Source organism: Bombilactobacillus thymidiniphilus (assembly GCF_023380245.1).
In the GTDB taxonomy this organism is placed as follows: Bacteria; Bacillota; Bacilli; order Lactobacillales; family Lactobacillaceae; genus Bombilactobacillus; species Bombilactobacillus thymidiniphilus.
Map to the genome: position 1 here is coordinate 122,045 of NZ_CP093365.1, position 12,552 is coordinate 134,596.

Annotated in this window: 13 protein-coding genes; 1 reads left to right on the top strand and 12 read right to left on the bottom strand. The window is 34.1% G+C overall.

The window, feature by feature from the left end; translation table 11 throughout:
• Positions 1–73: 73 nt before the first annotated feature.
• The 4 genes from tuf to rpsO form a co-directional block, all read right to left on the bottom strand.
• A complete protein-coding gene (gene tuf / locus MOO47_RS00670; protein WP_249512934.1) occupies positions 74–1,264 on the bottom strand; it encodes an elongation factor Tu in 1,191 nt (396 codons plus the stop codon).
• A gap of 184 nt (positions 1,265–1,448) precedes the next feature.
• Complete coding sequence (locus MOO47_RS00675) at positions 1,449–2,378, bottom strand: hypothetical protein (protein ID WP_249512935.1); 930 nt, start codon at positions 2,376–2,378, stop codon at positions 1,449–1,451.
• Positions 2,379–2,414: 36 nt separating this feature from the next.
• A complete protein-coding gene (locus MOO47_RS00680) occupies positions 2,415–4,118 on the bottom strand; it encodes a ribonuclease J (protein ID WP_249512936.1) in 1,704 nt (567 codons plus the stop codon).
• A gap of 174 nt (positions 4,119–4,292) precedes the next feature.
• A complete protein-coding gene (gene rpsO / locus MOO47_RS00685; protein WP_249512937.1) occupies positions 4,293–4,562 on the bottom strand; it encodes a 30S ribosomal protein S15 in 270 nt (89 codons plus the stop codon).
• Positions 4,563–4,759: 197 nt separating this feature from the next.
• Between rpsO and rpsT the strand changes: the two genes are divergently transcribed.
• Positions 4,760–5,014, top strand: coding sequence for a 30S ribosomal protein S20 (gene rpsT / locus MOO47_RS00690; RefSeq protein WP_249512938.1), 255 nt, complete (start codon positions 4,760–4,762; stop codon positions 5,012–5,014).
• Positions 5,015–5,082: 68 nt separating this feature from the next.
• Here rpsT and holA read toward each other — a convergent pair whose 3' ends face one another.
• The 8 genes from holA to MOO47_RS00730 all read right to left on the bottom strand — a co-directional run bounded on the left by holA (position 5,083) and on the right by MOO47_RS00730 (position 12,532).
• Complete coding sequence (gene holA, locus MOO47_RS00695; protein ID WP_249512939.1) at positions 5,083–6,108, bottom strand: DNA polymerase III subunit delta; 1,026 nt, start codon at positions 6,106–6,108, stop codon at positions 5,083–5,085.
• Positions 6,098–8,107, bottom strand: coding sequence for a DNA internalization-related competence protein ComEC/Rec2 (locus MOO47_RS00700; protein WP_249512940.1), 2,010 nt, complete (start codon positions 8,105–8,107; stop codon positions 6,098–6,100). The genes holA and MOO47_RS00700 overlap by 11 nt, the downstream gene beginning before the upstream one ends.
• A 193-nt stretch (positions 8,108–8,300) precedes the next feature.
• A complete protein-coding gene (locus MOO47_RS00705; protein WP_249512941.1) occupies positions 8,301–8,930 on the bottom strand; it encodes a helix-hairpin-helix domain-containing protein in 630 nt (209 codons plus the stop codon).
• Positions 8,931–8,974: 44 nt separating this feature from the next.
• Positions 8,975–10,003, bottom strand: a complete 1,029-nt coding sequence (locus MOO47_RS00710; protein ID WP_249512942.1) for a SepM family pheromone-processing serine protease — start codon at positions 10,001–10,003, stop codon at positions 8,975–8,977.
• Positions 10,000–10,497, bottom strand: coding sequence for a pantetheine-phosphate adenylyltransferase (coaD, locus tag MOO47_RS00715; RefSeq protein ID WP_249512943.1), 498 nt, complete (start codon positions 10,495–10,497; stop codon positions 10,000–10,002). The genes MOO47_RS00710 and coaD overlap by 4 nt, the downstream gene beginning before the upstream one ends.
• 2 nt (positions 10,498–10,499) lie before the next feature.
• Entirely contained in the window at positions 10,500–11,051 is a 552-nt protein-coding gene (gene rsmD / locus MOO47_RS00720) for a 16S rRNA (guanine(966)-N(2))-methyltransferase RsmD (protein ID WP_249512944.1), read from the bottom strand.
• 9 nt (positions 11,052–11,060) lie between these two features.
• Positions 11,061–11,345, bottom strand: a complete 285-nt coding sequence (locus tag MOO47_RS00725) for a YlbG family protein (RefSeq protein WP_249512945.1) — start codon at positions 11,343–11,345, stop codon at positions 11,061–11,063.
• A gap of 11 nt (positions 11,346–11,356) precedes the next feature.
• Entirely contained in the window at positions 11,357–12,532 is a 1,176-nt protein-coding gene (locus MOO47_RS00730; RefSeq protein WP_249512946.1) for an FtsW/RodA/SpoVE family cell cycle protein, read from the bottom strand.
• Between the last annotated feature and the right edge of the window lie 20 nt (positions 12,533–12,552).

Consider the following 12,552-nt stretch of genomic DNA (forward strand, 5'->3'; position numbering starts at 1 on the left):
TGGATTGTCATTATAACAAATTTTATGTATGGAAAAAGCCTGGCAATGCCAGACTTCTCAATTAAATTAAAAATTAATCTAAAATATCAGTAACCACACCTGCACCAACAGTACGTCCACCTTCACGGACAGTAAACTTAGTACCTTTTTCAATAGCAACTGGGGCAATCAAGTCAACTTCAAAAGTAACATTGTCACCAGGCATAACCATTTCTACACCATCTGGTAATTCAATAACACCAGTAACATCTGTTGTATGGAAGTAGAATTGTGGACGGTAATTGGAGAAGAATGGAGTATGACGTCCACCTTCCTCTTTACTTAAGATATAAACTTCACCCTTGAATTTGTTATGAGTTTGGATTGAACCTGGCTTAGCCAAAACTTGACCACGTTCGATTTGATCACGGTTAACACCACGTAAAAGCACACCAACGTTATCGCCAGCTTCACCCATATCAAGTGTCTTACGGAACATTTCCAAACCTGTAACAGTTGTATGACCAGCTTCTTCGTGCAAACCAACGATATCAACTTCGTCACCGACTTTAACTTCACCACGGTCAATACGACCAGAAGCAACAGTACCACGACCAGTGATTGTGAAGACATCTTCAACAGGCATCAAGAAAGGCTTGTCATTACTACGTTCTGGAGTTGGAACATAATCGTCAATAGTATCCATTAATTCTTCGATAACTTTAACGTTGTCAGGATCGCCTTCAAGAGCTTTCAAAGCGGAGCCTCGAACAACAGGAATATCATCCCCTGGATAATCGTATTCAGATAATAAGTCGCGAACTTCCATTTCAACCAAGTCGACTAATTCATCATCATCAACAAGGTCAGTCTTGTTCAAGAACACAACAATATAGTCAACACCAACTTGGTGAGCTAACAAAATATGTTCACGCGTTTGTGGCATAGGACCATCAGTAGCAGCAACTACTAAGATAGCACCATCCATTTGTGCAGCACCAGTGATCATGTTCTTGACGTAGTCAGCATGTCCTGGAGCATCAATATGAGCATAGTGACGCTTTTCTGTTTCGTATTCAACGTGAGCAGTATTGATTGTAATCCCACGTTCTTTTTCTTCTGGTGCTTTGTCAATATCGGAGTAATCTTCAGCTTTAGCTAAACCTTTGTCAGACAAAACTTTAGTGATTGCTGCTGTTAAAGTTGTTTTACCATGATCAACGTGACCAATTGTACCGATATTTACATGGGGCTTAGTTCTTTCATAATGTTCTTTTTCTGCCATGAAAAGAAACCTCCTGTTTGTCATACGAGTTATTAATGCAAAAAAATATAAAGAGCATTGCAAAAACAACTCTTTATGCAGAAATTATACTACTTTTGGTCAATAAAACCAAGTTCTAACTACCAAAAATATACTCTTAGTAGTATACAAATCTACTCAAAAAATGTAAACCAAATTTTGTAAACTAATTGAATAAATTTAACAAGTCCACAAATTTATCCAACCACTTATTTACTTTAACAGCTTTAGGATCTTTTTCAAGCGATTGTGCTTTATTTTCTAAATTTAATCGAGCTAAGATCAATTCTAACCATAAATTAGGATCAAGTACAATTTGATCTGTAAAAGGATATATTAATGCAGCATACAAATTAACCTCAGACAAAATCGGCTCTACTTGATCTAAAGCTAGTAATTGATCATTATTTAATAGACTTTTTTCCCATGACTGCAAGCACTTTAATTCACTGATTAAGGGACAATCAAGCGAGATAAAGGTACGTGTTTGACCATAAAAATCTATTCGAAACTCGTTTTCTAAGTGTAATTTAACTAAATCATCTACTATACCTGCTTTAATCAAGGGATGAATTTTTTTATCAAGCAACAAAAACTGTGCACAATCGACAAACTCAGCAACAGGAAATGAATGTAATTTTAAAACGATAGCTGATTGTTGTGTCGATGGTACGGTACTTAATGTGGTCAAACGCATTTTCAATTGCTGTTGTTCTAACATATGCTGTTGTTGAAATGATGCCTGATTATAATCTAAAATAGTCTGCAATTGTTGAAACGCAGTATCGTGTTCTAATTCAGAATTCATTAATAATTGTTGTGCACCAATATAATCATGTAATCCCACCAAAACATCAATTACCAAAGCCAAATTAGTAATGTTGGTCAAATAAGCAGCAATATTGGATTGCAGTAAATTAAATGCTTGTTCATCTTGTTGATTATAATGTAAGGCTTGCACCATTTTTCTTTCAAAATTAAACTGTGGACGTTCTTTATAAATCTCTTCATACAACTCGATAGCAGACTGATAATCTTGCTGCGCCATAGATTCTTGCGCTTGCCAGCTTAATTGCGCAATTTTTGCGTCATCCAATAATTTATCACCTCAGCTTAAAATAAAAAGCCCCCATTAGGACTTTACTGTATTATTATGCGCTTTACGATGTCGATTTTGGTTTACTTCCATCACCACTGGTAAAATCACGGGATGCCGCTTAGTTTTTTCCCATAAAAAGTGATTTAAATCTTCACGAATATCTTGCTTCAATTCAGACCAGTCAAAATCTTTATGATCTAAATTATTTTGCACAGCTTGCGTTATAACGTTGATACTTTCACTTAATAATTCTCGATTATCTCGTAAATAAATGAACCCGCGTGCAGTAACCTTAGGTTGTGCAACTACTTTTTTCTTTTTGCGATCAATGGTAACCACAGCAATAAAAACACCATCTTGCGATAGTAATTTACGATCACGCAAAACGATCGTTCCAATATCGCCAACGCCCATTCCATCAATCATCGTGTCACCGGCTTGAATAGCTTGTGCCAAATGGAAAGAACCTTGATCATAGCTTAAAACATCACCATTTTTTAATAAGAAAACATTATCAGCTGGCACTCCAGTTTCCACAGCAATAGTTGCATGCATATTCAAATTACGATATTCGCCTTGAACTGGCAATAAATTTTGTGGATGTAAAATATTAATCATCAATTGTAAATCACTTTTAGCGGCGTGCCCTGAAGTATATAACCCAGAATCTGTAACACTTTTAACTTCGCCACCTGCTCGAAATATTAAATCACGAGTCTTAGCCACAGTAGTTTCCATTGCATGAGAAGGTGTCGTCGTTATAAACACCAAGTCACCCTCTTCAATATGATAAAAGTGATGCTTACTAGTAGCCATTTTTTGTAAAATTTTGATAGGTTCACCCATGCGACCAGTTTCAATAATGACAACGTGATCCTTAGGCAATTTTTCAGCTTGACTAGCACTCACTAGCAAATCGTCAGCTAACTGCAAATAACCCAATTTAATAGCAGTCCGCACGATCTTAGCCGCACTTTGTCCCGTTAAAACCACTTTGCGTCCTGTCCTTTGCGCAGCATCAAAAATTTGTTGCATGCGCTGAATATTAGACGCTACCGAAGCCACAATAATCCGCCCCGTTTGATACTCAAAAGTCTCCCAAATATAATTATAAATATCTCGTTCATCTGCAGCCGGGTAAGGTGACTCCGCATTAGCTGAATCACTCAACAATGCCAACACTTTCTTACTGCCAATAGTTGCTAAACGCTGATAATCTGTTTGATACGTAGAAGGTGCTGATTGATCAAATTTAAAATCCCCAGTATAAACTATTTGCCCTTCCGGCGTGTCTACAACAATGCCCAATGAATCAGGAATTGAATGTGTCGTCTTGAAAAACGAAACACTTAACTTATCAAAGTCAATTGCCGTCTTTGCATCAACTACTTGAAAATTATTAAATTTGCGACTTCTTTTATCTTGGTTAACAATAATCTTTGCTAATTCGATGGTTAATTTAGAACCAAAAACCGGAATATCGTAATCACTTATCAAATAAGGTAAGGAACCGATTGCATCAGCATGACCATGTGTCAAAAAAATACCCACAACTTTTTCAATATTATCCTTGATATAAGTCAAGTCAGGAATGACAATATCAATTCCTAAAAGTTCATTTTCTGGATACTGTAAACCACAGTCCATAACGACAATCTCATCACCATATTCCACTGCATACATGTTTTTGCCATTCTCACGTAGCCCACTCAATGGAATAATTTTTAAATCTGTCAAATTATTCACCTTTTCTATATTAAATTACTATCAATTCAAGATTAAATTTAATGTTACTAAAGTAACGACTTGAAAGCATTTGTTATATTGTAGCATATTAGTACTGTTTTTTATAGAAAGCTGTCTACCCAATATGTAAAAAAAGCAACTCTAAAAAAGAGTTGCCCATAATTATTAACGACGTAAACCTAAACTCTTAATTAAGTCACGGTAACGATTAACATCTTTATTACGTAAATATGCCAATAAATTACGACGATGACCAATTTTCTTTAACAAACCAACGTATGAATGATGATCTTTTTTGTTAATTTTTAAATGATCATTCAAGTTGTTGATTTCAGTAGTCAAAATTGCGATTTGGACTTCTGGAGAACCAGTATCGCCCTGTGCACGACCATATTTTTGAATCAATTCTTGTTTTTGTGCTTTAGTAATTGCCATGAATATCACCTTTTCTTCTAAATTATCTATTCACCTTAACCGAGTTTGCGCCGGTGCAGCAACAAACTGAGCCAAGCTATCAACGCTTACTAATATACAACAGCCAAAACTATAAATCAACAATAAAAGATGATTGCAAAAATTTTTATTCTTTAGTATACTTTCAAGGTATTGGAATGGTTACGGAGGTGAATAATATGCCACAAATTAAATCAGCCATTAAACGGGTTAAGACATCTGCAAAAGCAAATGAACGTAATAGTGCTCAACGTAGTGCTATGCGTTCGGCGGTCAAGAAATTTGACGCTGCAGTTGCTAATGATGATGCTAACAAGCAAGAATTATATCAACAAGCAACTAGAGCTATTGATATGGCTAAATCTAAAGGCTTAATCAAGCAAAACAAAGCTGCTCGTGATAAATCTCGCTTAGCTGCTAAAATAAACAACTAATTATAAATAAAAGATATCTTTAAAATAACTCCCAAAGTTTCATGGCTTTGGGAGTTATTTTATTTGCTTTAGGCTGTTTTTTTATTTGTAATGAAGTTAATAAAGAATAATTCAAACAATCTTTCTTTATCGCCCTGCCCTGTTTTCATTTGATAATCCATTTCAATTAAATCAGAGTGCGCTTTTTTTAATTGCAACAAAGAATAATTATCAATTCTTTGTAAAGCTAACTTAATTCTATAAGGATGCACTTGCAAAAATTGTGCCAACTTTCCCTGCGTCATGCCTTCATTAGCTAAAATTTTAACTTGCAACAATAAACGAATTTGTGTCTGAGCCAAAGCAGTCAAGGCAATTGGGTCATTTTTAAGTAATAACAATTGCCGATAACAAGATTCTGCACGATGTAAATTATTTTGTAAAATGGCATCCAGCAAATCAAAAACATTATCATCTAAAGATTGTGCTACCAGTTGTTGTACTGCAACTGACGTGATTGTCTTATTTTGTACAGCAAAAATAAATAATTTATTCAATTCAGCACTAGCTGTAGAAAAATCATTATTAGTTCTAGCAATCAAATTCTCCAATGCTTGGGGCTCAATTTGATAACCTTTTTGCATAACTTGTTGCTTAATTAATTGTGTCGTCTGAGCAGCACTTAATTTATTAACTTCAATAATTTGTGATTTCTGCTGCAATAATTTGGTTATTTTTTTACGTTTATCTAATTTAGCATAAGGCGCAAAAATAACCATTGTAGTGGTACTTTGCGGATTATTTAAATATTCTGATAAAACTGTTAAATCTTGTTCGGTGCTGGTTGATTTATTACCAGTTAAAAATACAGGGTTAGTTATAAAAATCAATCGCCGATCGCCAAAAAAAGGTAGTGAATTAGCCTCTCCAACAGCCTCTATTACATTTACTTGTTCTAAATCAAATTCCGAAAAATTTATTTCTTGCTCAGGAGTAGCTAAAATATTCAAAAATAATTGCCGAACTTTATGAATTAAACGATCTTCCGTTCCCACAACTAAATAAAGTGGTTCCACTTTTTTTGCTAAAGCTATTTTTAAATCATTAATTTTCATTTAAACTTTTCCTCGAAAATACCTGCCACCAACTATTATGCCAAATATTATATTTCCACGTAATCATACCATGTTTAGCGGTACTGACAGAATCAATTTTTAATTTATTTAAGGTGCGCATTGTTTCAGGATGTGGATGCCCATAGCGGTTATGGCGTCCAGCAGATATGATTACTAATTTAGGCTTAATCTGCTTTAAAAACTTTGGATCACTAGCTGTTTTACTACCATGATGTCCCGCTTTCAAAAAATCAATATGTTGTGATTTTTTAAATAATTTCAATTCATTAGCACGATTTAGATCACCTGTAAAAAGCCATTTAAAACCATTAATTGTGATCAACAAACTCATAGAATCTTCATTGCTACCATTGGAAAGATGATCCGGCCAAACCACTTTAATATTATCTGTTTTATTAAGAATTAATTGATCATTGATCGTTAGACGATGAAAAGTAATTTTATGAGCAAACGGGCTTAATTGTCGTCTAACAGCACGGTTATTTTGCATACCATCAGCAAAATAAATATTTTTTACGGGAAAATTAGCCAATAAAACTGCTAGATCACCAATATGATCGGCATCTTGATGTGATAGGAAAACACCATCTATTTTATTGATGCCTTGATATCGCAAATAAGGAATAGTAATTTGTTCTACTCGATTACTGGGATTTTTGACCTTTTTACCAAAACGTAACTTACCCCCGGTATCAATTAAATAAGTATGCTGGTGAAAGGGTGTCGTCCACAAAATGCTATCACCTTGACCAATATCAATAAATGTAACATTACCCACTAATGGAAAATAATTAAAGCACATTATTAACATATAGTTAATTATTATAAAAAATAGATGTTTATAATTTACTTTATTCAGCAAAATTAATGTGCTGATAACTAATACAATGGTAATCATAGTATTAATATGCCCAATCGTCAGTTGTGTCCATGAAGCATTAGCTAATTTCTCAATTGGTACATAAATCAAATCAAAAACGATCTCTAAAAATTGAATTGCAAAATGTACTTTACTAAGTATTACACTAAAAATAGTTAAAGGAATAATTGCACTTTCAAATAACGGCGTTAAACAAATATTAGCAATAAACGTCAACCAACTAAAACTAAAATTATGATACACCAAGATAGGAACACTCAATAAATTGATTAACCCGGACTGCACCAGTAAAGAATTGGTATTGACCATAATTAAACCAAATGACAATAAATAGCTCAATTGACCAGCTAAAGTAAATAACAATAAAGGATCAAACAAAGTATGAATAATTAGCGTTAAAGCAAAATAATCCAATGACGTCAAAGACCAATGTAATTTCTTACCTACAATGATTAACATTTGTAAAATACATGCCCGCCAAATTCCTACACCAGAACCTGCAATAACTGCCAAAAAAGGTAACGTTATTAGTAAAAACCATTCTACTTTTTCTACCGGTATGCGTAAAAAAGAAGTAAATTTCATTAACCAAGCAATTAGTAAATAAACATGTAATCCTGATATGCTGAAAATATGGATAATTCCTAAATTAGTAAGACCTTGACGTAATGACTTCTCTGAACTATCAAATTCCCCAAGCAATAAGCTATCAGCATTGACACGAAGCCAGTGCGGTAAAGTGCGCATCTGTAACAACATTTTTTGCCGGAAAATGTGCAAATAATCTAGCACACTAGCTGCTCTATTGGTATGGATAATTCTTAAATTAGAAGCTTGACATTGATAATAAATACCCTGATAACCATAATATTTTTGTAAATTAAATTCACCTTTGTTAGTTGCCGGCGCTATTTTCTTCCACTGCAGATCACCACTCAAGCAAAATGTTTCTGTCTGCTCAGTTAAATGCTGCTGACTGATGCCACTAAAATTAATTTTAGTACCGGAAGGTAATCGTCCAGTCCCCCAGTACCAGCTACCCCTTTGCTGTACTTGATCAGGATTAACAATAATTAAATGCTCTTTTGGTTGCGACATTTGTGTGTGAGGTATTAATAACACAGCAACAAATATCATGATTATTACACTAATTATTAAATAATAACGATGATTATGCATCAAAACGCTAAATAAATATATTAAAAGAAGCAGCCACAACCATTTAGCCGGAGCTTTCAACCAAGCAATCATTAATTGGAGCGCCAATGCTAGAAAGATCAGCCACCCCGCCTCAAACAGTAAGCTGATCTTTGATAGCTGCAATTGTCTTATCGCCAATTCCTTTTACCTTACTTAAATCTTCTACTTTATTAAAACTGCCATTATCTTCGCGAAATTGAACGATTGCTTCTGCTTTTTTGGGTCCAATACCATTAATATTCTGCAATTCCTCAGCAGTTGCAGAATTAAGATTAACTGTGTGTGAAGCTTGACCAGTTTGAGTAGTACTGTCATCACTTGAATCACTTGTCGTAGTAGCCGTATTATCTGCCACATTTGGAACTATGACCTGGCTTTGATCATGTAGTTTTTGTGCTTGATTAATTCCTTTTAAATTAGCTTGTGGAGTAGCGCCCCCAGCAGCTTGGACTGCATCATAAATACGCGCATTTTTACTAAGATGGTATACTCCTGGGTGATTAATTTCTCCTTGCACATCGACCGTTATCTTAGTTTGACTAGCATCATCGGTAGTCTTAGCAACTTTATTAGTTGTTTGAGTCGTATTAGTAAAATTATCATTAACTGTAGATGGCTTTATTTTAGACCAAAATCCCACTCCAAGTATTAATAAACATAATACTATTAAAATAATTGCTATTTTTTTATTGTTCTTCAACCAATTCAATACATCTTCCATTAGTTCACCTCCCTTTATAAATACAAAAAAACACACTAATTTTTTTAGTGTGCTTCTAAATAATTAATTGCAGCTGGCAAATTTTTCACCGGAATAATTTTCATTTTAGTTTTTATTTTTTTAGCAGTTTGCTTAGCAACCGCGTAGTTACTAGGTTCAGAAGTAATATGCCTTTTACTTTTCACTTTAATATCATCTTGTGGCGCAAAGAAAATATTTGCTCCTTGCTTATCAGCAGCTACTACTTTCTTATCAATACCACCAATCGGTCCTACTTTCCCCTGATCATCAATTGTTCCTGTTCCAGCGACTATTCGACCTTTAGTCAAATCTTTTTGTGCAATTTGTTCATAAATTTGCAGACTAAACATTAATCCAGCTGAAGGACCACCTACTTCACCAGCATCAATTTTAACTGTAGGTTTACTATGAACTGTAAAGTGATCCACTAAAGTAATTCCTATTCCTGGCTTGTGTCGTTTATTTAAGCTAATCAATTTTTGCTTAGCAGTCAAAGTTTTACCATGATGCTGATAAGTTATTTGCACTTTGTCATTGACTTTTTTAGTTTTAATATAGTTAATAAAACTTTGCGAATTGTGAAAACAGTGTCGATCAATTTTGGATATTGTATCACCAACAGCTATTTTAGATTTAAAAGCTGATTTAGGTAAAATTGACATGACATAGATGCCCCGGTACTCTTTAATAGCCGATTTGTGAGCCTGTGCAAAAGCTGCCATCACCGCATCATTACCAGAATTTTCCATGAGATACTTTTGCAAACGCATATATTCCGCATCATTTTCGTTTGCTAAAATTTCTTTACGCGATACAACATCGTTAAAAGGCTGCAATTGACTTAGCAATGCTGTAAAAGAAGTCGCTGGCATTAAAGATACCGTCGTAAATAACAACTTACCTGGTCTCAAATTATCATGTTGCTTTATAGTAATAGCATCTTGAGTTGGTTGGGCAGTTCCCGGTCTCTCAATAAAATAAGGTATCGGAAAGATAAAAAAGGCTATTGCAACAATGATACTCAAAGAAATTAATAACCGTTTTTTCTTCATTGACGCTCTCCTAACTTAGCTAGTAACGCTTGCGCAACATTATTTGGTACTAACTGGTCTATTTTACCGTTCAGTTGGGCAACTTCTTTAACCATGCTAGAAGACAAATACATATACTGTGGGCTAGAAACTAAATAAATCGTTTCCAAGTCTGGTTTTTGTAACTTGTTTATTTGTTGCATTGAGATTTCATAATTAAAATCAGCTGCTGTACGTATACCTCTAACTAGCCAGTGAGCTTGTAATTCTTGGGCAACTTGAGCGACTAACTTTTCTTGTGCTGATTCTACCAAAACATTATCTACTGGCAAACTTGCTACCGCAGTCTTTAATAATTGTACTTTTTCAGTAAAATTAAATGTATAGTTTTTACTAGTATTTAACATAACGACAACATATAACTGATCAAATAAATGACTAGCTCGTTCGATGATATCTAAATGTCCATTCGTAACCGGATCAAAACTGCCCGCATAAATCCCCACTTTTTTCATTGTTAAATCCCTTCATATTGCCAAATTTCTACAAATGTTAAACCATACTGTTTACTAGCAATTGTGCTAAATCCTGGCAAGATCTGTTCGTGCAAATCATAATCAGTCTCAATTAATACTAATGCCTGCGATGTTAGTATTGGCAAGCATTCTTGTATTAATTGTAAAGTGACATGTTGAGCATATGGCGGATCTAATAATAAAAGATCCATTTTAGTTTGTGACTGCAACAAACGTTGAACAGCTTTTTGTGCAGAAATAGACCAAACGGTAAATTCATTAGTGGCATGTGTTTTAGCAATATTATCTTTAATCACATTAATAGCTTGGCGATTTTGATCCACTAAATACATTGTTTCAACACCACGAGATACTGCTTCAATTCCTAAAGCACCTGTTCCAGCAAATAAATCAACACCTTTAGTCACGTTATGTAAATAAGGTGACAACATATTAAACATGGATTCTTTGACTTTGGCACTAGTTGGTCGTGTATTACGTCCCTTGACAGTACTCAGATTTAAACCGCCAAACTTACCAGCAATTACTTTCATATTGTTCTCCTAATGATCATCACTTAAATTTTGCTGCTTACTAATTGCCAGTGATCCCATCTTTCCTTCAAAATTAGTTTCTAATTCTAAACGCGGTGATATTTCTACACTAGTAACAAAAGATAATTCTTCCAAATGCTTCATTTTTGTTGTTAATTGTGCTTTATCCAAATACATGATGACATAATTCATTTGAAAAGAAACATAAATAATTGTGCCAAATTTGCGCAATCTTTTGCTTAACCGACTATGAGATAGCCAGACAATAACTTCTTGACGCTCAGTAAATTCCAATATACAGCCTCCTAATGTAACATCCCATGCTTTTTCAAATTAATGGAAATATTTAAGATAATTCCAATACATATTGATAGAACAATCTGACTAGAACCACCATAACTAATAAATGGCAGTGTAACACCAGTAATCGGTAATATTCCTAAAACACCACCGATATTAAAAGCTGATTGTACAAATAAAATAATCGCAATACCATAGCTCAATAAAGCAATATAAGAGCTTTTAGACTTTAATCCTAAATAAACAATCCGCATAATTAATAAGCCTAGCAAAGCTAAAACTACAATCACACCGATAACTCCTAATTCTTCACTAATAATTGACAAAATAAAATCTGTATAAGGTTCTGGCAAATAGCCTAGTTTTTGAATACTGTTACCTAATCCTCGCCCCGCTAATCCGCCATTACTAATAGCATAATAAGAATTAACTAATTGCGCTCCGCCCGATTTTTCTAATTCAAACGGGTGATAAAAAGACATCAAGCGCTTCATCTTATAAGAAGATCCGCTATTTACAACCAATTGATGTTTGAACCAAAAATAGCCACAAATAAAAATAATCACTAAGACAATTATTATTCCGGCAACATATTTTAAATCAATCCCAGAACTAAAGGCTAACAAAAAAATAATAGAAGCTAAAATTGCCGCCCCACCTAAATCAGGCTGAAATAAAGTAAGTGCCGTGACTAAACCAGCCACGGCGATGGGAGGTAATAGCTCCTGCAACATAGGAACAAGCTGTTTTTGTCTAATTCTCAAAGAACGAGCACTTAAAATTTTAGCTAAATATAAAACTAAAGATAATTTAGCTAATTCTAATGGCTGAATATTAAAGGGGCCCACCTTAATCCAAGCAGAAGCACCATTAACTAACGAATTGGGATCTAAATGTTTACGAACTAATAAATAAAGCAACATAATCATTACTAAGAATAAAAAATATTCAAAAAAAACTTTACTTTTTAGTAGATCTATTTTTATCAAGTAAAATAGCAAACAGCCTAACAATCCAACTATGACGTAGATTAACTGTCGTTTGAAATAAAATAAACTATTATAGCCTTGAGTGATAGCAACGTTTGAACTGGCCGAATAAACCATAACTATTCCAATGGCTGATAGTAACAAAAATGGAATTAAAATCCAGTAATCAATATTTTTAAGCTTAGCTTTCACTTATTTTCTCCTAGTTACTT

Bases quoted from the DNA above. Each gene is read 5' to 3' on its own strand.
- rsmD (WP_249512944.1), bottom strand. From the start codon at position 11,051: ATGAAAGTAATTGCTGGTAAGTTTGGCGGTTTAAATCTGAGTACTGTC.
- rpsT (WP_249512938.1), top strand. From the start codon at position 4,760: ATGCCACAAATTAAATCAGCCATTAAACGGGTTAAGACATCTGCAAAA.
- MOO47_RS00710 (WP_249512942.1), bottom strand. From the start codon at position 10,003: ATGAAGAAAAAACGGTTATTAATTTCTTTGAGTATCATTGTTGCAATA.
- holA (WP_249512939.1), bottom strand. From the start codon at position 6,108: ATGAAAATTAATGATTTAAAAATAGCTTTAGCAAAAAAAGTGGAACCA.
- MOO47_RS00700 (WP_249512940.1), bottom strand. From the start codon at position 8,107: ATGTCGCAACCAAAAGAGCATTTAATTATTGTTAATCCTGATCAAGTA.
- rpsO (WP_249512937.1), bottom strand. From the start codon at position 4,562: ATGGCAATTACTAAAGCACAAAAACAAGAATTGATTCAAAAATATGGT.
- MOO47_RS00705 (WP_249512941.1), bottom strand. From the start codon at position 8,930: ATGGAAGATGTATTGAATTGGTTGAAGAACAATAAAAAAATAGCAATT.
- coaD (WP_249512943.1), bottom strand. From the start codon at position 10,497: ATGAAAAAAGTGGGGATTTATGCGGGCAGTTTTGATCCGGTTACGAAT.
- tuf (WP_249512934.1), bottom strand. From the start codon at position 1,264: ATGGCAGAAAAAGAACATTATGAAAGAACTAAGCCCCATGTAAATATC.